The following is a 21,562-nucleotide window of genomic DNA, read 5'->3' on the forward strand; positions in this document are numbered from 1 at the left end:
AGGAGGGGAATCCGTAGATGCAGCGGAGAACTCGGCACAGATGGGCTCCGGCGGCCGTCCTCACGGCCGCCTTTGTCATGGCCGTCGGCGCACAGGGCGCGGCGGTCGCCCTGCCCGCCAGGGCACCGGCCGCCGGGGGTGAGTTCGCCTCCTCGTTCGAGGCGGGAGATCCGGCGCCCGACTGGATCGACACCGTGGACACCGCGCCCGACGGCAGCAAGCGCGCCTCAGGTGTCGACGGCGGCTACAGCACTGGCATCCCGGGCAATGTGACGGACCATGTCACCGACGTCCGGGCGAGCGGCGAGAACACGGGCGCCGGCGAGGTGAAGGAGAACCTGGTCGACGGCGACCCCGGGACCAAGTGGCTGACGTTCCAGCCCACCGGCTGGGCGGAGTTCGACCTCGACAAGCCCGTCAAGCTGGTGACGTACGCGCTCACCTCGGCCAACGACCACGCCGAGCGCGACCCGAGGGACTGGACGCTGCTCGGCTCCACGGACGGCAAGGACTGGAAGCCGGTCGACACCCGCTCCGGCGAGACCTTCTCCGAGCGGCTCCAGACCAGGTCGTACGACCTGGCCCAGCCGGCCGAGTACCAGCACTTCCGGCTGGAGATCACGAAGAACGCCGGCGCCCCCGACATCCTCCAGCTCGCCGACGTCCAGTTCTCCACCGGCGGCTCCGGCGGCCCCGTCCCCGAGGACATGCAGACCCTGGTCGACCACGGCCCCACCGCCTCGCCGACGGCCAGGGCACGCGCCGGGTTCACCGGAAAGAGGGCACTGCGCTACGCCGGACGGCACACGGCACCGGGCCGGGCGTACTCGTACAACAAGGTCTTCGGCGTGCATGTGAAGGTCGGCGCCGACACCCAGCTGTCGTACCGTATCTTCCCGTCGATGGCGGACGGTGACCGGGACTACGACGCCACGAACGTCTCCCTGGACCTGGCCTTCACCGACGGGACGTACCTGAGCGACCTGGGCGCACTCGACCAGCACGGGTTCCCGCTGTCGCCGCGCGGGCAGGGCGCGTCCAAGGCGCTGTTCGTCAACCAGTGGAACAACGTGCTCTCGCGGATCGGCTCGGTCGCGGCCGGCAAGACGGTCGACCGGATCCTCGTCGGGTACGACTCCCCCGCCGGGCCGGCGAAGTTCCGGGGCTGGATCGACGACGTGGCGCTGAAGCCGGTCGCGCCCGTCAAGCCGCAGGCACATCTGTCGGACTACGTGCTGACCACCCGCGGCACCGACTCCAGCGGCAGCTTCTCACGCGGCAACGACTTCCCCGCGACCGCGCTGCCGCACGGCTTCAACTTCTGGACGCCGGTGACGAACGCGTCCTCGCTGAGCTGGCTGTACGAGTACGCGCGCGCGAACAACGACGACAACCTGCCGACGATCCAGGCGTTCAGCGCAAGCCATGAGCCGAGCCCGTGGATGGGCGACCGGCAGACCTTCCAGCTGATGCCGTCGGCCGCGGCCGGCACCCCGGACACCGGGCGCGAGGCGCGCCAACTGCCCTTCCGGCACGAGAACGAGACCGCGCGGCCGTACTACTACGGGGTCCGGTTCGAGAACGGCCTCAAGGCCGAGATGACCCCGACCGACCATGCGGCGGCGCTGCGCTTCACCTACCCCGGCGACGACGCGAGCGTGCTCTTCGACAACGTCACCGAGCAGGCCGGCCTGACCCTCGACCAGGAGCACGGGACCGTCACCGGCTACTCGGACGTGAAGTCCGGCCTGTCGACGGGGGCGACCCGGCTGTTCGTGTACGGCACGTTCGACAAGCCGGTGACGGACGGCGGTTCGAGCGGGGTGAAGGGCTATCTGCGGTTCGACGCGGGCGCGGACCACACGGTCACCCTGCGCCTGGCGACCTCGCTGATCAGCGTCGACCAGGCCAAGGACAACCTGCGCCAGGAGATCCCGGACGGCACCTCCTTCGACACGGTGAAGGCCCGGGCCCAGCGCACCTGGGACAAGCTGCTCGGCAAGGTCGAGGTGCGGGGGGCGACCCCGGACCAGCTGACCACGCTGTACTCCAGCATGTACCGGCTGTACCTGTACCCCAACTCGGGCTTCGAGAAGGTGAACGGGAAGGACCAGTACGCCTCCCCCTTCTCCCCCATGCAGGGCCAGGACACCCCGACGCACACCGGCGCGAAGATCGTCGACGGCCAGGTGTACGTCAACAACGGCTTCTGGGACACCTATCGGACCACGTGGCCGGCGTACTCCTTCCTGACGCCCACTCAGGCGGGGGCGATGATCGACGGGTTCGTGCAGCAGTACAAGGACGGCGGCTGGACCTCCCGCTGGTCCTCGCCCGGCTACGCCGACCTGATGACCGGCACCTCCTCGGACGTGGCGTTCGCCGACGCCTACGTCAAGGGCGTGCGCTTCGACGCGGAGGCGGCGTACCAGGCGGCCCTGAAGAACGCGACCGTCGTCCCGCCGATGTCGGGCGTGGGCCGCAAGGGCATGGCCACCTCGCCGTTCCTCGGCTACACCAGCACCTCCACCACCGAGGGCCTGTCGTGGGCGATGGAGGGGTACATCAACGACTACGGCATCGCGCGGATGGGCGAGGCGCTCTACAGGAAGACGGGCCAGAAGCACTACAAGGAGGAGTCGGAGTACTTCCTCAACCGGGCCCGCGACTACGTGAACCTGTTCGACCCCGAGGTGGGCTTCTTCCAGGGCCGGGACGACCAGGGGAACCGGCGGCTGGCCCCGTCGGCGTACGACCCGCGCGTGTGGGGCTACGACTACACGGAGACCAACGGCTGGGGCATGGCCTTCACCGTCCCGCAGGACACCCGTGGCCTGGCCGATCTGTACGGCGGCCGGCAGGGCCTCGCGACCAAGCTGGACACGTTCTTCTCGACCCCGGAGACGGCTTCCCCCGAGTTCGCCGGGTCCTACGGCGGTGTCATCCACGAGATGACCGAGGCGCGCGACGTCCGCATGGGCATGCTCGGGCAGTCCAACCAGCCCGCGCACCACATCCCGTACCTGTACGACGCGGCCGGGCAGCCCTGGAAGACCCAGGCGGCGGTCCGCGAGATCCTCTCCCGGCTCTACCTCGGCAGCGAGATCGGGCAGGGATACCACGGCGACGAGGACAACGGCGAGCAGTCGGGCTGGTACCTCTTCTCGGCGCTCGGCTTCTACCCCCTGGTGCCCGGCAGCGGTGACTACTCCATCGGCTCCCCGCTGTTCAAGCAGGTCACCGTGCACCTGGAGAACGGCCGGGACCTGGTGATCAAGGCGCCGGGGAACAGCGCGAAGAACGTCTACATCCAGGGCGTGACCTTCAACGGCCGCCCCTGGAACTCCACTTCGCTCCCCCACTCGATGCTGTCCAGGGGCGGCGAGCTCGTGTTCTCCATGGGCGCCCGGCCGTCGGCGTGGGGCACGGGCGAGAACGCGGGGCCGGTCTCCCTGACCCAGGGCGACAAGGCACCGGTGCCCCGGGCGGACGTGCTGAAGGGCGACGGACCGCTGTTCGACAACACGTCGGCGACCGAGGCCACGGTCACCTCGGTGGACCTCCCGGTCGACCACGCGGTCAAGCCCGTCCAGTACACCCTGACGTCCCCGGCCGACCACACGAAGGCGCCGACCGGCTGGACCCTCCAGGGCTCGGCCGACGGCACCACGTGGCAGACCCTGGACCACCGCTCCGCCGAGGCGTTCCCCTGGGACCGCCAGACACGCGCGTTCACCATCGCGACGCCGGGCACGTACGCGAAGTACCGGCTGGTGCTGGACCGTGCGTCGACACTGGCGGAGGTGGAGCTGCTGGCCTGACGCGGCCCCTCCTCCTACGGTCGGGTGGCGCACCACCGGGCGCACACGACGCAGGGACAGCGCTGTGCGCCACCCGTACCACGGAGGACCGCGCACGCCGGGGCCGACGCGCCCCGGATCACCCGGTCGAGCTACCTCAAGCGGGTTGACGCCCTTCGCGCTCGGGCCGGTAAAGTCAGGGACGGACCCAGACAACGTTGTCGCCGTAGGCCGACACCATCCGGGCGGACACACCCACCCCCCTCACCCGCCCGGCTCGCGGACCCGGTGCATCCTGAGCACCGGGTCCGCCCAGAGCTGTCCGGCTCACGGACCAGCCATAGCCACCCGACGAACATGAGTGCTACAAAGGCCGCATGTCGGACATGCCTGAGCGATTCGGGCGTCTCTCCTGGCGCTCTGTGATCGGCAAGAGCCCGCGGAGCGTCGCCGGGCAGGTCATGGTCCTGCAAGTGGCGCTGGTCGTGGTACTCGTCATCTGCGGAGTCCTTGCCCTGTTCCTCCAGTCGCAACGGGACACCGGGGCCGAGGCCAGGCGCCGCTCCGTCGCCGTGGCGCAGACGTTCGCCCACTCCCCCGGCCTCCTTCAGGCGCTGCGGACGCCCGATCCGTCCAAAATCCTCCAGCCGATCACCGAGAGGACGCGCAAGGCCGCAGGCGTCGACTTCATCGTCGTCATGAACACGCACGGCATCCGCTACACACACCCGCTGCCCAGCAAGATCGGGAAGCGGTTCGTGGGCCAGATCGCGCCGTCGCTGGCCGGCAAGGTCTACACCGAGAGCGTCCACGGCCCGCTCGGCCACGAGGAGCAGGCGACCGTTCCGGTCGACGACGCCCAGGGCAAGGTGGTCGCCCTCGTCTCCGCCGGGCTGAAGGTCAAGAACATCACCAACGCGGTGGACCGGCAGCTGCCGATCATCCTGGCGGCGGGAGCCGGAGCGCTCGTGGCGTCGACCGGGGGCACGGCCCTGGTGGGCAGGCGCCTGCGGCGGCAGACCCACAGCCTGGCCCCGGACGAGATGACCCGCATGTACGAGCACCACGACACGGTGCTGCACTCCGTGCGCGAAGGCGTGCTCATCGTCGGTGCCGACGGCCGGCTGCTGCTGGTCAACGACGAGGCCAAGCGGCTGCTGGACCTGCCCGCCGAGGTCGAGGGGCGGCACCCGGCCCGGCTGCCGGACCTCGATCCGGACGTCGTGGAGCTGCTCGTCTCGCGGCGCGAGGCCACCGACGAGGTGCTCTTCGCCGGGGATCGGCTGCTGGCGGTCAACCAGCGCCCCACCGACAGCGCCGGAGGCCCTGGGGGCACCGTGGTGACCCTGCGCGACACCACCGAGCTCCAGGCCCTGTCCGGCCGGGCGGAGGTCGCCCGGGAGCGGCTCAAGCTGCTCTACGACGCCGGTGTGGGCATCGGCACCACCCTCGACGTGGGGAGTACCGCGGACGAGCTGGCGCGGGTCGCCGTGCCGCGGTTCGCCGACTTCGTCACCGTGGACCTGGCCGACGCCGTGCTGTACGGCGACGAGCCGGCCGCCACCGCGACGGACCTGCGGCGCATCGCCATGCGCGGGATCCGGGACGACCACCCGCTCTACGAGAAGGACCGGCTCATCGATTTCCTGCCGGTCACGCCCCAGGCCCGGGGGTACGGCAGCGGCCGCTCCGAGCTGGTGGCCGACCTGTCCGCCGCACCGGACTGGCAGGCCCAGGATCCCGAGCGCACGCGCGCGGTCCTGGAGTACGGCATCCAGTCGCTGATCGTCGCCCCGATCCGCGCCCGCGGTGTCGTCCTCGGCATGGCGAACTTCTACCGGGCCAAGCGGGACCCCTTCGACGAGGAGGACGTGTCGCTGGCCGAGGAGCTGGTGGCGCGCGCCGCGGTCAGCATCGACAACGCCCGCCGCTACGCCCGCGAGCACGCGCTGGCGGTCACCCTGCAGCGCAGCCTGCTGCCGCGCGCGCTGCCCGAGCAGAGCGCGCTCGACGTCGGCTACCGCTACCTGCCCGCGCAGTCCGGGGTGAGCGGTGACTGGTTCGACGTGATCCCCCTGCCGGGCGGCCGGGTGGCGCTGGTCGTCGGCGACGTCGTCGGCCACGGTCTGCACGCGGCCGCAACCATGGGACGGCTGCGCACCGCGGTGCACAACTTCTCCACCCTCGATCTGCCGCCCGACGAGCTGCTGAGCCATCTCGACGACCTCGTCGGCCGGATCGACCAGGACGAGGCCAGTGCCGAGGCGACCGGGGAGATCACCGGCGCGACCTGTCTGTACGCGATCTACGACCCGGTGACACGCCGCTGCACCATGGCACGGGCGGGGCATCTGGCACCGGCGCTGGTCCACCCCGACGGCAGCGTCACCTTCGCCGATCTGCCGGCCGGACCCCCGCTCGGCATCGGGGGCATGCCGTTCCAGACGGCCGAGCTGGAGCTGGCCGAGGACACCCGGCTGGTGCTCTACACCGACGGTCTGATCGAGGACCGCACCCGCGACCTGGACGTGGGCATGGAGCTGCTGCGGCAGTCGCTGGCCCGCCACCCGGACCGCTCGCCGGACGAGATGTGCCAGGCGGTGCTGGACGAGCTGCTGCCCGGGCGGCCCACGGACGACGTCGCGGTGCTCGTCGCGCGCACCCGGGCGCTGGCGCCCGACCAGGTGGCCGAGTGGGACGTGCCCCGCGATCCGGCCGCCGTGTCGGACATGCGCCTGGCCGTGGCCGAGAAGATGGAGGAGTGGGGCCTCGCCGAGCTGGGCTTCGCCACGGAACTCGTGCTGAGCGAGCTGGTCACCAACGCCATCCGCTACGGATCCGATCCGATCGGGCTGCGGCTGATCCGCGACCGGGCGCTGATCTGCGAGGTGTCCGACGGGAGCAACACCTCCCCGCATCTGCGGTACGCCGCGACGACCGACGAGGGCGGGCGAGGGCTGTTCCTGGTGTCGCAGATGACCGAGCGCTGGGGTGTCCGGTACAGCCCTCAGGGCAAGGTGATCTGGGCGGAGCAGGCGCTGCCGTAGCCCGCCGCGGGGCCGGTCCGGCGGGGCTGCCGCGCGGCGGGGAGCTCGATGCGGAACTCGGTGCGGCCCGGCTCGCTGCGGACGTCGAGGCGGCCCCGGTGGGCGGCCGCGATCGCCGAGCGGGTGCAGCCGGCGGCGGACGGCGAGGGCGCAGCCGGCGCTCGCGAGGAGGAGGACGGTACCGGCGGCCGCGGCCTCGATGCGCACGAGCCGGCCGAGGGTGTGCCGTACGTCGTCCTGGGGCAGGCCGGCCAGGACTCGAACGCCGTCGGCGTCGAGGGCGGTGACGCGGTAGGTGCCGAGCCCGGGGACGGTGCGGGTGTGGGCCGAGCCGTCGTCGGGCACACCGGTGAGCGCGGCGCGCTGGGCGGCGCCGAGCGGGCGCGGGCCGTCGTCCGCGCGGACGACCTCGGCGGCCAGGACGACACCGCCGGTGTCGAAGCGGGCGGCGAGCAGTCCGTCCGGGTGGCCGCCGGTGCCGAGGAAGGCGAGGCCGGCGGGGCGGGCCGGGTGGCGGGCGGCGCCGGCCGCTGCGGCGGCACCGACCCGGTCGTCCAACGCGCCCATGAGGAAGGCGCGTTGGGCGGGGACGGCGGTGAGGGCGAGGACGGCGCAGACGCCGGCGAGGGTGGTGGTGACGAGGAGCAGGAGGCGGGTACGCAGCGAGCGGCCCCTCGGCCGTGGGCTCATCTCCGGGATTCTGTTCCGGTTCGCTGGGGGAACCCTGTGTTCAGCCTGAGGGTCGGTGATGACCTGACCCGGGTACGGCGAAGGGCCGCCTCCCCGTCACCGGGGAGGCGGCCCTCAACCGCCCTGCGCTGCCGCCTACTTGCGGATCAGGTTGCGCAGCACGTACTGCATGATGCCGCCGTTGCGGTAGTAGTCGGCCTCACCGGGGGTGTCGATGCGGACGACCGCGTCGAACTCGACGCCCGTGTCGGTGGTGACCTTGACCGTGCGCGGCGTGGTGCCGTTGTTCAGCTCGGTGACGCCGGCGAAGGAGAAGGTCTCCTCACCGGTCAGGCCGAGGGACTCGGCGGACTGGCCCTCCGGGAACTGGAGCGGCAGGACGCCCATGCCGATGAGGTTCGAGCGGTGGATGCGCTCGTACGACTCGGCGATGACGGCCTTGACGCCGAGGAGCGCGGTGCCCTTGGCGGCCCAGTCGCGGGACGAGCCGGAGCCGTACTCCTTGCCGGCCAGGACGACCAGCGGGATGCCCTGCTCGATGTAGTTGCGCGAGGCGTCGTAGATGAACGACACCGGCGCGTCGGCCTGGGTGAAGTCGCGGGTGTAGCCGCCCTCGGTGCCCGGCGCGATCTGGTTGCGCAGGCGGATGTTGGCGAACGTGCCGCGGATCATGACCTCGTGGTTGCCTCGGCGGGAGCCGTAGGAGTTGAAGTCACGACGCTCCACACCGTGCTCGGTGAGGTACTGGCCGGCCGGGGTGTCGGCCTTGATGGCACCGGCGGGCGAGATGTGGTCGGTGGTGACCGAGTCGCCGAGCTTGGCGAGGACGCGGGCGCCCGCGATGTCCTCGACCGGAGCCGGCTCCATGCCCATGCCCTCGAAGTACGGGGGCTTGCGCACGTAGGTGGACTCGGTGTCCCACTCGAAGGTGTTGCCGGTCGGGACCGGGAGGGACTGCCACTGGGCGTCGCCGGCGAAGACGTCGGAGTAGGACTTGTTGAACATGTCCTCGCCGATCGCGTTGGCGACGACGTCGTTGACCTCGGCCTCGGTCGGCCAGATGTCCGACAGGTAGACCGGCTTGCCGTCCTGGTCGGTGCCGAGGGCGTCCTTGGTGATGTCCACCTTCATGGAGCCCGCCAGGGCGTACGCGACGACCAGCGGCGGGGAGGCCAGGTAGTTCATCTTGACGTCGGGGTTGATCCGGCCCTCGAAGTTCCGGTTGCCGGAGAGAACCGAGGTGACCGCGAGGTCGTGGTCGTTGACGGCCTTGGAGACCTCCTCCGGCAGCGGGCCGGAGTTGCCGATGCAGGTGGTGCAGCCGTAACCGACCAGGTTGAAGCCGACCTTGTCGAGGTACGGGGTCAGGCCCGCCTTCTCGAAGTAGTCGGTGACGACCTTGGAGCCCGGGGCGAGGGTGGTCTTGACCCAGGGCTTGCGGGTCAGGCCCTTCTCGACCGCCTTCTTGGCCACGAGCGCGGCGGCGACCATGACGTACGGGTTCGAGGTGTTGGTGCAGGAGGTGATGGCCGCGACGGTGACCGCGCCGTGGTCGATCTCGTACGACGTGCCGTCGGGGGCGGTCACGGTGACCGGGTTGGACGGGACGCCGTTGACGGACGCCGGGGCGTCGGAGGCCGGGAAGGACTCCTTGCCCGCCTCGTCGGCGGTGTCCACGTAGTTGCGGACGTCGAGCGCGAACTGCTGGGCGGCGTTCGCGAGGACGATGCGGTCCTGCGGACGCTTCGGACCGGCGATCGACGGGACGACCGTGGAGAGGTCCAGCTCCAGCTTCTCGGAGAAGTCGGGCTCGGCCGCCGGGTCGAGCCAGAGGCCCTGCTCCTTGGCGTACGCCTCGACGAGCGCGACCTGCTGGTCGCTGCGGCCGGTCAGGCGCAGGTAGTTCAGGGTCTCGCCGTCGATCGGGAAGATCGCGGCGGTGGAGCCGAACTCCGGCGACATGTTGCCGATGGTGGCGCGGTTGGCCAGGGAGGTGGCGGCGACGCCCTCGCCGTAGAACTCGACGAACTTGCCGACCACACCGTGCTTGCGGAGCATCTCGGTGATGGTGAGCACGAGGTCGGTGGCGGTCGTGCCCGGCTTCAGCTCACCGGTCAGCTTGAAGCCGACGACGCGCGGGATGAGCATGGAGACCGGCTGGCCGAGCATGGCGGCCTCGGCCTCGATGCCGCCGACGCCCCAGCCGAGGACGCCGAGGCCGTTGACCATGGTGGTGTGCGAGTCGGTGCCGACCAGGGTGTCGGGGTAGGCCTGACCGTTACGGACCATGACGGTCCGGGCCAGGTGCTCGATGTTCACCTGGTGGACGATGCCGGTGCCCGGCGGGACGACCTTGAACTCGTCGAAAGCGGTCTGGCCCCAGCGCAGGAACTGGTAGCGCTCCTTGTTGCGGCCGTACTCCAGCTCGACGTTCTGCTTGAAGGCGTCGTTGGTGCCGAACTTGTCGGCGATGACGGAGTGGTCGATGACCAGCTCGGCCGGAGCCAGCGGGTTGATCTTCGCCGGGTCGCCGCCCAGCTCCTTCACGGCCTCACGCATGGTCGCGAGGTCCACGACGCACGGGACGCCGGTGAAGTCCTGCATGATCACGCGGGCCGGCGTGAACTGGATCTCCTGGCTGGGCTGGGCCTGCGAGTCCCAGCCGCCGAGGGCACGGATGTGGTCGGCGGTGATGTTCGCGCCGTCCTCGGTGCGGAGCAGGTTCTCCAGCAGCACCTTCAGGCTGTACGGAAGGCGGGCCGAGCCTTCCACCTTGTCCAGCCGGAAGATCTCGTACGACTCGTCGCCCACCTGCAGCGTGCTGCGGGCGTCGAAGCTGTTCGCCGACACGACAGTCTCCTTCATTGATGTGCGCGTACCACCGTCATCGTGCCGCCACGCCGGTCTGACCGATCCGCTAAGGTAAGGCTAAGTTAGGTAACCCTTAGCGGGTGGGCGGGGTGCGGTGCGCCTGGCAGATATCTCGATGTCGAGATAACTCTAGTACATGGCCGCCGGATGGTCATGCCGGGTCGGGCCGAGCCCTGCCGCTTCCCGGCGGCACGAACCAGATGTTCCCCGCATTCACAACCAACCACGACTAACGGACAAATCACCCAGACGGTTGCATCACCCGTAAAATCACTGGTCATTGACGCGACATCACCCGAATGGACCCCCCTGGCGGGCGCCATCTCATATCTGAGATAGCCTCAGCCTCATGTCAGACGACTACCTCGTACGCATCGGCAAGCTCATCCGTGACGCCCGGCAACACCGTGGCTGGACACAGACGCAGCTCGCGGAGGCGCTCGGCACCAGCCAGAGCGCGGTCAACCGCATCGAGCGGGGCAACCAGAACATCAGCCTTGAGATGATCGCGCGCATCGGTGAGGCGCTGGACAGCGAGATCGTGTCGCTGGGGTACGCCGGTCCGATGCATCTGCGTGTCGTCGGCGGCCGCCGGCTGTCCGGTGCCATCGACGTGAAGACGAGCAAGAACGCCTGCGTGGCCCTGCTGTGCGCCTCGCTGCTCAACAAGGGGCGCACGGTGCTGCGCCGCGTGGCCCGCATCGAGGAGGTGTACCGCCTCCTGGAGGTGCTGAACTCCATCGGCGTGCGCACCCGCTGGATCAACGACGGCGTCGACCTCGAACTGGTGCCGCCGGCCGAGCTGGAGATGGCGGCGATCGACGCCGAGGCGGCCGTGCGCACCCGCTCGATCATCATGTTCCTCGGCCCGCTGCTGCACCGCATGGACGCCTTCAAGCTGCCGTACGCCGGCGGCTGCGACCTCGGCACGCGGACCATCGAGCCGCACATGATCGCGCTGCGCCGGTTCGGTCTGGACATCGCGGCCACCGAGGGGCAGTACCACGCGCGGGTCGACCGCAGGGTCCGCCCCGACCGTCCGATCGTGCTGACCGAGCGCGGCGACACCGTGACCGAGAACGCGCTGCTGGCCGCCGCCCGGCACGACGGCGTGACCGTCATCCGCAACGCCTCCTCCAACTACATGGTCCAGGACCTGTGCTTCTTCCTGGAGACGCTCGGCGTCAAGGTCGAGGGCATCGGCACGACGACGCTGACCGTGCACGGCGTGCCGAACATCGACGTCGACGTGGACTACTCCCCCTCCGAGGACCCGGTCGAGGCGATGAGCCTGCTGGCCGCCGCCGTCGTGACGGAGTCGGAGCTGACGGTGCGCCGGGTCCCCATCGAGTTCCTGGAGATCGAGCTGGCGGTCCTGGAGGAGATGGGCCTCGACCACGACCGCAGCCCCGAGTACTGCGCGGACAACGGCCGTACGCGCCTGGTCGACCTCACGGTCCGCCCCTCCAAACTCGAAGCCCCGATCGACAAGATCCACCCGATGCCCTTCCCGGGTCTGAACATCGACAACGTCCCGTTCTTCGCGGCGATCGCGGCGACCGCGCAGGGCCAGACCCTCATCCACGACTGGGTCTACGACAACCGTGCGATCTACCTCACCGACCTCAACCGCCTCGGCGGCCGCCTCCAGCTCCTCGACCCGCACCGGGTCCTGGTCGAGGGCCCGACCCGCTGGCGCGCCGCCGAGATGATGTGCCCGCCGGCCCTGCGCCCCGCCGTGGTCGTCCTGCTGGCCATGATGGCGGCGGAGGGCACGTCGGTGCTGCGCAACGTGTATGTCATCAACCGGGGTTACGAGGATCTCGCGGAGCGGCTGAACTCCGTGGGGGCGCAGATCGAGATCTTCCGGGACATCTGAGCACCTGACGAAAGACTGCCGCCCTCCTCCCTTCCCGCCCTGCATGAACGCGAGGCCGGAAGGGAGGAGGGCTTCGCCGTCGGCACGGTACCCCTCCGCGGTACAGGGACGATCCCGGCAGGCGATGCGGATGCGGAAGGCGATGACAGCGGCGACGTACCGGCGGATCAGCCCCCGCGGCGGCGCACCGTGCTGGACGTGGGCCGCCGGCGTGGCGCTGCTCGCGGCGTCGGGACGCGCGACCGCTCGGGCCGGACACCACGAGGCCGTTCGGGCGGCCGGCCCGGCCATGGACCATGGCGGTGGCGGTGCCTGCTCCGGCCCCGCCATGCAGCACTGCTCGTCCGGGGACGTGGGCACGCCGCGGCTGCTCGCGCCGCCGTCCGCCCTGGCCCACACCGTCCAGGGCACTCCCGCGCCCGGCGTCCGCGACGGGCGCAGCCCGTCCGGAGTCTCGCACCGCGCGCCGCCGGACCTCTCCGTCCGGTCCCGACCGCTGGTCCAGAGGGTGTCGTTCGGATCAGGCCGGCCGTGATGCGCAGTGCGGTCCGGCCGACCCGAGCAGGGTCATCGGGCCCCTCCCGCTGGGGTCCCCCCTCTGGGGGAGTGCGTGCCGGACCCCGCGACGCCGGGGTGATCCAAACGACACCCCTGGGCCCGCCGCCCCGCGGCCCGCTGCCGCATGCGCGCTCGCCGCGTGCGGCAGCTCCCACGGCACCACCTCCCTGGTCGGCCCCGGCGGCGAGGTGGTCGCCGCCACCGACAGGAAACGCAAGAGCACCGGCACGGTGCAGCACCTCACCCTGACGGCCGGCGACACCCTCGCCGCCGAGCTCTCCGACCAGCTGCCGGACAACACCACGACGTCCGTCCACTGGCACGGCATCGGCCTACACCCGGGCACCTCGGCGTGCAGCCCGACCGGGGCCTGTACGACGAGTGGGGCGACGGTGTCACCGGCACCCCCCGAAGCTCAGGCACGGCATGGGCGGCATGAGCATGAGCGGCGGCCGTTCGGGCAGGGCGAGCGCCTCGTCGTCGGGTTCCGGCGGCATGCCGACGACGTTCATGCTCATGGGCGCCGGGAGCGAGTTGCCCGGCGGGGACGCAGGCGACGTCGCGTACCCCTGCCACCTGGTCAACGGCCGCGTCCCGGCACAGGCTGACCGTCACCCACACCGACGGCTTCCCGGTCCGGCACCAGCAGGCGGACGCCCTGCTCGTCGGCATGGGCGAGCGGTACGACGTCCTGGCCCCCTCACCGAGGGCAGGAACGCCGACGGCATGGCCGTGGTCCGCACCGGTTCCGGCGGGGCGAGCGGGTCCGGCTGGACTTCGTCGACACCACCACCATGTGGCATCCGATGCACCTGCACGCCCACACCTACCAGCTCGGCACGAACGGCCCGCGCGCTGCACTGCCACAACGCCTACCACGGCGAGGCCGGAATGACGGCGCTGCCGGCCTACCAGGGCTGACCCGGGCCGCCCGCCCGCCTGCCCCCGGCTCGGGCCCGCGGGGCGTACGCCTCACACCACCTGGTAGTTGGCCATCATCGCCATGTCCTCGTGCTCCAGGTTGTGGCAGTGCAGCATGTACCGGCCCCGGTAGCCGCGGAAGCGGACCAGTACGTCCACGGCCTCATGGGGGCGGACGTCGACCGTGTCCTTCCAGCCGGCGTCGGTGGGCTCGGGTGCGCGTCCGGCGCGTGACAGCACCTGGAAGTGGGCCATGTGCAGATGCACCGGGTGGTGGAGGTCGCTGGTGAAGCGCCAGCGTTCGACGGTGCCCAGGCGCGGGCGGGCCAGGAACTCCGAGGTGCTGAAGGGGCGGCCGTTGATGGTCCACACGGCGCCGGAGCGGCGGAAGTCGAAGTGCCGGGTGGCGACGGCGGACGCCGGACGCAGGACCGTGAGGCGCGAGAGACGGGCCGGGACGCGGCTCGGGTCCTTCGCCCTGCGGGCGATCCGGAAGCGCATGACCTGGCGCATACGGCCGTTCGCCAGGGTGTTGGCCAGGGTGACCACGCTCCCCACCGGGCAGCCGGTGAAGTCCACGACCACGTCGAAGCGTTCCGCCGGTGAGACGGGGATGCCGGCCAGGCGCTGCGGCGCGGCCAGCAGACCACCGTCGCCGCCGATCTGTGTGAAGGGGAGCCGGCCGCCGTGCTCCTTCTCCAGCACCAGGTGGTAGCGGCGGGCGTTGGAGGCGTTCAGCAGCCGCAGGCGGTGACGGGTCGCCGAGACCTCCGCCTCCGGCCACGGTGCTCCGTTCACCAGCTGTACGTCACCCAACACACCGTCCATGTACGCGTCCTGGACGCCCGGGGTGCCGGCGCAGGTCGGCGAGTGGCCCGGGTAGCGGAAGGACCCGTCCGCCTCGAAGGAGCGGTCGCAGATCATCAGGGGGATGTCCCGCTCGCCGCCGGGCAGCGGGAGCGCGTCCTCCTCCCGGTCGTGGACGAGGAACATCCCGGCCAGGCCGCGCCAGACCTGCGGGGCGCTGAAGTCCATCCGGTGGTCGTGGTACCAGAGCGTCGCCGCCCGCTGGTCCAGCGGGTAGGTGTAGGTCCGGTAGCCCCGCGAGACCGTCCAGTCGACGGCGGGTGCGCGCGACCCGCCCGTGCTGCCGTGCGTCGTCCCCGCCGCCCCGAACGCGGCGCCGCACCGCGCGGGCACCAGCACATCGGTCGGGTAGCCGTCCGAGTGCGGCGGGGTGACGCCCCCGTGCAGATGCAGGGAGGTGGGCACGGAGAGCCGGTTGCGGACCCGTACCTCCATCCTCCGGCCGGAACGGGCGGTGAAGGTGGGGCCGGGGAAGATGCCGTCGTAGCCCCAGACGGTCGTCCTCAGTCCGGGGACGATCTCCACGGCCCCCTCGCGCTGGGTGATGTCGTAGACGTCGGTGCCGTCCGTCGTCCGCGCGGGGCGGGCACGTGGTGGCACGGGCAGTGGCGTCACGAACTGCCGGGGCGGGCGGATCCGGCTGGCCAGGACGGTGCCCTTGCGGTCGCCCGACCACGTCGCGCAGGCCGCCGATCCGGCGGGTACGGCGAGGCCGGTGGTGACCCCGGCCGTCACTCCGAGGAATCGTCGACGTGACGTCACCCGCGCTCCCTCTCCCGGTGTTCGTCCGTGCGGCGCCCGGCCCCGACGGCTCCGACGAGCGCGATCGGTCCGAGTGCGAGCGTAAGCCGCCACCCCGGTCCCGGCGGGGAACGCCACACCAGCGGCGCGGCCACGGCCGGCAGGCCGTACCCTGCGGCCATGAGCCGCCCCGCCCCGGCGACGCCGCGCGACGCCTTCGGCCACTCCTGGCCGGCTGTTCCGACTCCCGGCCGGCCGCCGAGATCATCTTCGACCAGGGGCCGGGCGACCTGTTCGTCGTGCGCACCGCCGGGCACGCGGCGGGACCGGAGGTGCTGGGCAGCATCGAGTACGGGGTGAGCGTGCTGGACTGCCCCCTGGTCGTGGTCCTCGGCCACGGCGCCTGCGGCGCGGTCGCGGATACCTGCGGGACGTGATGGAGCGTGTGACCCCGGGCGTGCTGGCCGCCCAGGCCGCCGGTGTCGGCGACGACGACGGCTCCATCGACACCCGCGTCCGGCAGACCGTCGACTTCCTCCTGGAACGCTCCCGGGAACTGGCCGACCAGGTCGCCGCCGAACGCACGGGGGTCGTGGGCCTGTCCTACCGCCTCGCCGAGGGCACCGCCCGGCTGGTCGCCTCCCGTGGCCCGGACCTGCTCTCGGACGCGGCGGCGGCCGGCCGGTGACGCGGCCGGCCCCGCCGCTCGACGCCGGCCTGATCGTCGACGGCACCGGCCTGCTCCGCGTCACCCTGCTGCTCCGCCTCCGCCAGCAGATCGACGGTGCGCCGCCGGGCACCGTCGTCCACGTCATCGCCACCGGCCCAGCCGCACCTGCCTCGGTCCCGTCCCCGGCGGGCAGCCCGTCCACGCCCTCCGGCTCACCGCCGGCGCCCGCCCCACCCGCCCCGGCGCGCCGTGGCAGCCGGCGCAGCCCGGCCGGAGCCGTTACGGCACCGCGACCGGTGGCAGGTTCCCTCCCTCCTGCGGGGCAGGCTCCCGGGTGCGCCACGGGATGCGGAACGCCGTCAGGGTGACGGTGAGGGCGGAGGCGGCGACCAGGGCCATGCCCAGGGTCAGGTTCGCCGCGCTCGCGACGAAGCCGATCAGGGCGGGCCCGGCCAGCAGGCCCGTGGTGCCCATCGCGGCGACCAGGGCCAGTGCGTCCGAGCCGTGGCCGGCGGCGGCGACGTAGACGCACGGGGTGACGGCGGCGGCGCCGAGGCCGACGCAGGCGAAGCCGAGGAGGGTGGGGACCACTCCCCCGGCCGCCAGGGCGACGGCCAGGCCGGCGGCGGCGACCGCGCTGCCGACCCGGACCACCCGGCCGTCGCCCCAGCGGGTGCGCCAGCGGTCCGCGCACACCCGGGCCAGCAGCATCATCACGGAGACGACCGCGATGCCCAGGGGCGCGACCGTCGCGGACGCCTTGACGACGTCCTTCAGATAGAGGGTCGACCAGTCGTTCATGGCGCCCTCGGTGATCGTGCCGAAGGCCATCGCGCAGCCCATGAGGAGCGTGGTCGCCGAGGGCAGGGTCCAACGGCCCTTCCGCTTCGGCTCGCCGGGGGTCGCCGGGTCCGTGTGGCGCAGCAGGGCGGGGCGGGCGACGGCGAGCAGAAGCAGCAACAGGGCGCCGGCGAGGGCGAAATGGGCCGGGACGGACGCCGTGAGCGTGGTCACGCCCGAGGTCAGCAGGGCGGCGGCGAGCAGGCCCGCGCTGAAGGTGGCGTGCAGCTGGGACATCGCGGTGCGCTCGTACGTCTTCTCCAGCGCGGCGCCCTGGGCGTTCATGGCGACGTTGAGGCAGCCGACCAGGACGCCGTCCGCGCAGACGGCGAGCAGGGCCAGCGGGTAGTCCGGTACGGCCGACAGCGCGGCCAGGACGGCGGTCAGGCACGCGGCCGAGGCGAGCGACAGGCGCCGGGAGCCGAGGCGCCGCATCAGGACGGCGACCAGCGGGAAGGAGGCCGCCGCCCCGGCCCCGCAGGCCATCAGCAGCAGGCCCACCTCCCCGGCCCCGAGGTCCAGGCGGGTCTTCAGCGCGGGCAGGCGCGAGACCCAGGTGCCGTACTGGAACCCGAGGAAGCAGAAGAGCGCGGCGATGGACCACTTGGCGCGCGCGTAGGAGGGCGCCGTCATCAGCTCGCCTCCCGCAGCGCGGTCAGCCGTGCCGACATGTAGACCGCGCCGCCGCCGTAGCCGGCGGGCGGGCTCGCCTCGGGGTGGGGGCGGTAGCCCTTGGACCGCCAGAAGGGCTCCTTGCCGGCGACCGCGACCAGCGACATGGTCGCGAAGCCGCGTGCCCGGGCCAGGTCCGTCAGGTGGCGGACGAGGCGGGTGCCGAGTCCTCGTCGGCGCTGGGGTGTCGCGATGACGATGTCGTGCAGATGGAGGTTGGCGGAACAGGGAGCCGTGTCCTCGGGGCGCGTCAGGTCGGGACAGCGGAATCTCGGGTACGGCAGGGCCAGGACGTAGCCCGCGACCCGGCCGCCCCGCTCCAGGACGAGGCAGGTGCCGGCCGCGGCCCGGGACCGCAGCGCGGCCTCGCCCTCGGTGAGCGAGGTGCCCGCGTACGCCTCGGCCTCCAGGGCCGCCACCTGGGGCCAGTCGGCCTCGGTGACCTCCCGTATGAGGTCTCGCATGTCAGTCGTGTCCTTCCTGGCCGCGTACGCAGACACAGGGCAGCGGGCGGATGCCGTTGAAGCCCTGGGTCATGTAGCTGGTGGCGTAGGCGCCGGCGGACAGGATCCAGACCGGGTCGCCGGAGGTGAGGGAGGCGGGGACGCGCACGGGGTGGCGGCCGTCGCCGTAGGCGTCGTCGCTGTCGCAGGTGGGCCCGGCGACGACCGCGTGGACGTGCTCCCCCTCGTCGGGGTGGCCGGGGAAGACCATCCGGTGCGTCAACTGGTCCATCTCGTAGAGGCCGTTGAACTTGCCGCAGCTCAGGTAGAGCCAGTACACGTCCGTGCCGTCCGGCTGCCGACGGCGGGTCAGCCGGGAGACATGGGCGCGGACGGCGCCGTGGTCGGCGACCAGGTGGCGGCCGGGCTCCAGGACGAAGGCGAGCGGGGAGGGGCTGCGGCCCCGCAGCCGGTCCATGCCCTCGCGGAGCACGGTGAGGATCTTGTCCAGCGGTGGGTCGAGGGGGTTGCCGTGGCGGTCCCGGTAGCCGAGCGCGGGCAGGCCGCCGCCGAGGTTGACGTGGTCGGGTACGATCCCCCGCCCGGCCAGGGTGGTCAGGGTCTCGGCGAGGGTGTCGAGGGCCTGTTGCCAGGCCTCGCAGGTCATCTGCTGGGAGCCGACGTGCACGGACAGGCCGGCTGGGGTGAGTCCGGCCGCGCGGGCCGTCTCCAGCACGCGGACGGCGTCGTCGGGGGCGCAGCCGAACTTGCGGTTCAGGCCCCACAGGGCGCCGTCACCGCTGGTGGCGAGGCGGCAGAACACCCGGGAACCGGGGGCGTGCCGGGCGATCCCCCGGACGTCCTCGACGCTGTCGGTGGCGAAGGTGCGGACACCCAGGCGGTGGGCCTCGGCGATGTCGTGGTCGGACTTGACGGTGTTGCCGTAGTGGATGCGGGCCGGGGTGACGCCGGTACGGAGCGCTTGGGTGATCTCGGTGGGGCTCGCCGCGTCGAACCCGGCGCCGCGCTTCGCGAGGGCGCGCAGCACCTCGTCCTCGGGGCACGCCTTCAGGGCGAAACGGATGCGGGCGTCCGGCAACTCGGCGGCCAGGGCGTCGTGTTGTCGCTCGATGCCGGTGAGGTCGTAGACGATGCGGTCGGTTCCGGCGGTGGCGAGCGAGGTGGTGAGAGCAGCGCTCGGGTGCGGGGCGTTCATCGGGTGGCTGCCTCGGTCAGTGCCGGCCAGGCCTCGATCAGCTGGGCGAAGGACTCGATGTCCGCCTCGGCCTCGTCCAGCAACCGGTCACGGTCTGCGGCGAGTTGGTCGGCGCATGCGGCGTAACGGCCGCCGAGCTTGCGGTACGCCGTGTCCACCCTGTCCAGCCGCCACACGTTCTCCGCACGGTCCAGCCCCGTGCTCGTGCGCAGGAACTCCACGATCCGGTCGGGGCGGACACGGTGGCCGGTGTCCAGCAGGGTGTCGCCCGCGTCGGTCATGCGGTCGTAGACGTCGTGGAAGTACAGCATGGAGAGCAGGAACTTCACGAAGCGGCGCTGGTAGGCCGGGAAGCCGGTGTCGGTGCGGCGTTCGGGGGTGTGGAAGTTCTCGATGTGGCGGTTGTGCAGGATGCCGGGCAGGCCGGCGTCGTGGACGAGGTGCAGGAGGAAGTAGTCGCTGCCGATGGTGTCGGTGGCGGGGGGCAGTGGGACGCGTTCGTAGATGTCCCGGTCGAAGGCGACGTTGCACATGTCGACGCGCATCGGGTCGACGACCGTGAGGGTGGCGAGGTCGGCGGTGAAGGGCGTCGTGCCCGCGCCCGTGAAGGACTCCTCCACCAGGGTCCGCTTGCGTTCCTCGGGCCAGCCGCCGGGGGCCCACAGGCTCACCACGTCGTGGTAGACGCCCTCGTCCGCGCGGCGTATCTCCGCTATGTCGACGGAGAGTTCACCGATGAAGGAGGCTCCGGCGAGGGAGACCGGGCGGGACAGCTGGGCCGGGCTGAGGGTGGTGCGGGTGACGGCGGCGGTGGCCTCCTGGGCCGGCCGGCCGAGGAACGGCAGCTCGTGATGGACGGGGAACACCGGTTGTCCGGCGTGGCGTTGGTAGGCGCTGTCGGAGTCCCTGCGGTGCAGCGAGGTGCAGCCGAGGGCGGCGGCGAGCAGGAAGGCGCGGTCGGTGCAGGCGCCGTAGGAGACGGCGGACGGGAGCAGGAGGCCGAGCAGCCGGTCGGGGTCCGGCAGGCCCGCGCGCTCGATCGTCCGGAGCAGGAAGACCCGCTGGGCGTCCTCGTCGAGGTGGTGGACGGTGACGCCGGCCGTCCGGGGCAGCTCGGCGACGACCCGGGTGTGGGCGGCGCGGGTGCGCGCGTCGGAGGAGTCGAGGATCAGCAGCTGGACGTCGGCGTCGAACCGCTCGGCCGCGTAGCCGGCTTCCTGATGGAGGGCGGCGATGGTGGCGGGGCAGGGGCGGTTCGTGGGCAGGCAGAGGCAGATGCGGTTCACGGTGCCTCTTTTGCCGGGGCGGTCCAGGAGTCCAGGCCGAGGAGTCTTCTGCCCAGGGGGGTGAGGGTGGCGGGGCCGTAGCGGTCGGCCTCGGGGGTGCGGGCGTCGCCGAGGAGGGTGGCGTTCCAGTCGGGGGTCGCGAGGGTGCGCCAGGAGTCGACGCGGGAGTCGCGCAGGGTGGTGTGCTCCTCCAGGGCGGGCATCATCGACAGGTACTGGACGGCTCGGACACCGTTGTCAGAGAGGTTCGGTGCGACGCCGTGCGCCAGCAGCCCGTTGAAGATCAGCAGGTCACCGGCCTGGAGGTCGGGGCGGATCACCGGGAACTCGGCTCGGTCGGTGCCGGGGCGGACGGGGTCGCGGCCGGCGGGCCGGCCCACGCGCCACTCCTCGAAGCGGCGGAAGAGCTCCGGGGCGCACTGGAAGCCGCCGAGTTCGGGCCGGGTGTCGCCCAGGGCGATGATGCCCTGGACGCGCTGCGGGAGCACGGCGAGGGTGGTGTCGACGTCCCAGTGCAGCTCGATGTCGAAGCCTTCGTCGGTGGGCTCGATCAGGGAGCGGGAACGGGTGCGGATGTTGGGCGGGTTGAGGTTGAGCCGGTCGAGGGTGACCCACAGCTCCTCGCAGTCCCAGACGTCGGCGAAGGCGTCGTGGACCCGCCGGCTCTGGCGGCTGTCCCAGAGGAGCTGGTGGTGGTACGACTCCACGAAGCCGTAGATGAACAGGTGCTGGTCGAGTTCGGAGCGGAACTCCGGCTCCTCGTACCAGGATTCGGGATCGTCGGGGTCCAGGCCCTGGAACTGCCAGGCGAGGTCGAGGAGCTCTTTGGCCTCGCCGGGGGTGATGGCCTCGCGGACGACGACGTAGCCGTACGTCTGCCAGAAGGCGAAGTCCTCTTCCGAGAGCACCCGCAGGGGCTGGGACTTCTTCAGGTCGCGCAGGGGGGTCGGGGTGAGGTAGGTCTCGCCGTCGGCGCTGAAGTAGGGGCGGGACGAGGCGGCGCGGTGGAGGAAGGGGTGGGGCGTCTGCATGCGATTCCTCTGGAAAACAAGGTCGAACAG

General features: G+C 71.8%; 10 protein-coding genes and 3 pseudogenes. 6 read left to right on the plus strand and 7 right to left on the minus strand.

From position 1 onward, the window contains the following. Positions 1-17: 17 nt before the first annotated feature. The gene (locus BIV25_RS22065; protein WP_177235372.1) at positions 18-3,821 is read left to right on the plus strand and encodes a GH92 family glycosyl hydrolase; all 3,804 of its coding nucleotides are present in this window, start codon (positions 18-20) and stop codon (positions 3,819-3,821) included. 365 nt (positions 3,822-4,186) lie between these two features. Next, complete coding sequence (locus BIV25_RS22070; protein ID WP_107486251.1) at positions 4,187-6,847, plus strand: SpoIIE family protein phosphatase/ATP-binding protein; 2,661 nt, start codon at positions 4,187-4,189, stop codon at positions 6,845-6,847. An 825-nt stretch (positions 6,848-7,672) separates the two neighbouring features. Here the strand turns inward: BIV25_RS22070 and acnA are convergent. Further along, positions 7,673-10,387 (minus strand): aconitate hydratase AcnA, encoded by a 2,715-nt coding sequence (gene acnA / locus BIV25_RS22075; RefSeq protein WP_071374109.1) that lies wholly within the window; start codon positions 10,385-10,387, stop codon positions 7,673-7,675. A gap of 370 nt (positions 10,388-10,757) precedes the next feature. On the opposite strand from acnA, the gene BIV25_RS22080 reads away from it, so the two are divergent. The 3 genes and pseudogenes from BIV25_RS22080 to BIV25_RS53065 all read left to right on the plus strand — a co-directional run. Then, positions 10,758-12,287 carry a UDP-N-acetylglucosamine 1-carboxyvinyltransferase gene (locus BIV25_RS22080; protein WP_071374110.1) on the plus strand — a complete coding sequence of 510 codons (1,530 nt, stop codon included), beginning with the start codon at positions 10,758-10,760 and terminating at the stop codon, positions 12,285-12,287. Positions 12,288-12,429: 142 nt separating this feature from the next. Then, entirely contained in the window at positions 12,430-12,822 is a 393-nt protein-coding gene (locus BIV25_RS49455) for a hypothetical protein (RefSeq protein ID WP_143076687.1), read from the plus strand. 139 nt (positions 12,823-12,961) lie between these two features. After that, positions 12,962-13,766: pseudogene (locus BIV25_RS53065) on the plus strand (multicopper oxidase domain-containing protein); the annotation flags it as partial. 51 nt (positions 13,767-13,817) lie between these two features. Here the strand turns inward: BIV25_RS53065 and BIV25_RS22090 are convergent. Continuing rightward, entirely contained in the window at positions 13,818-15,395 is a 1,578-nt protein-coding gene (locus BIV25_RS22090) for a multicopper oxidase family protein (RefSeq protein ID WP_071374112.1), read from the minus strand. Between the two features lie 170 nt (positions 15,396-15,565). Here BIV25_RS22090 and BIV25_RS47405 point away from each other — a divergent pair. Continuing rightward, a pseudogene (locus tag BIV25_RS47405) lies at positions 15,566-16,062 on the plus strand (carbonic anhydrase); the annotation flags it as partial. Between the two features lie 261 nt (positions 16,063-16,323). Here the strand turns inward: BIV25_RS47405 and BIV25_RS22105 are convergent. The 5 genes and pseudogenes from BIV25_RS22105 to BIV25_RS22125 form a co-directional block, all read right to left on the minus strand. Next, positions 16,324-17,559: pseudogene (locus BIV25_RS22105) on the minus strand (MFS transporter); the annotation flags it as partial. Continuing rightward, entirely contained in the window at positions 17,517-18,020 is a 504-nt protein-coding gene (locus BIV25_RS22110; RefSeq protein ID WP_071374116.1) for a GNAT family N-acetyltransferase, read from the minus strand. The pseudogene BIV25_RS22105 and the gene BIV25_RS22110, both read right to left, overlap by 43 nt. 1 nt (position 18,021) lies before the next feature. Then, on the minus strand, positions 18,022-19,215 hold the full coding sequence (locus tag BIV25_RS22115; protein ID WP_071374117.1) for a type III PLP-dependent enzyme: 1,194 nt from the start codon (positions 19,213-19,215) through the stop codon (positions 18,022-18,024). Further along, on the minus strand, positions 19,212-20,501 hold the full coding sequence (locus tag BIV25_RS22120) for a DUF6271 family protein (protein ID WP_071374118.1): 1,290 nt from the start codon (positions 20,499-20,501) through the stop codon (positions 19,212-19,214). Before BIV25_RS22120 ends, BIV25_RS22115 begins: the two co-directional genes overlap by 4 nt. Further along, positions 20,498-21,532: a phytanoyl-CoA dioxygenase family protein gene (locus BIV25_RS22125; RefSeq protein WP_071374119.1), complete on the minus strand. Its 1,035-nt coding sequence runs from the start codon at positions 21,530-21,532 to the stop codon at positions 20,498-20,500. The genes BIV25_RS22120 and BIV25_RS22125 overlap by 4 nt, the downstream gene beginning before the upstream one ends. Between the last annotated feature and the right edge of the window lie 30 nt (positions 21,533-21,562).

The organism is Streptomyces sp. MUSC 14 (assembly GCF_001866675.1).
In the GTDB taxonomy this organism is placed as follows: Bacteria; Actinomycetota; Actinomycetes; order Streptomycetales; family Streptomycetaceae; genus Streptomyces.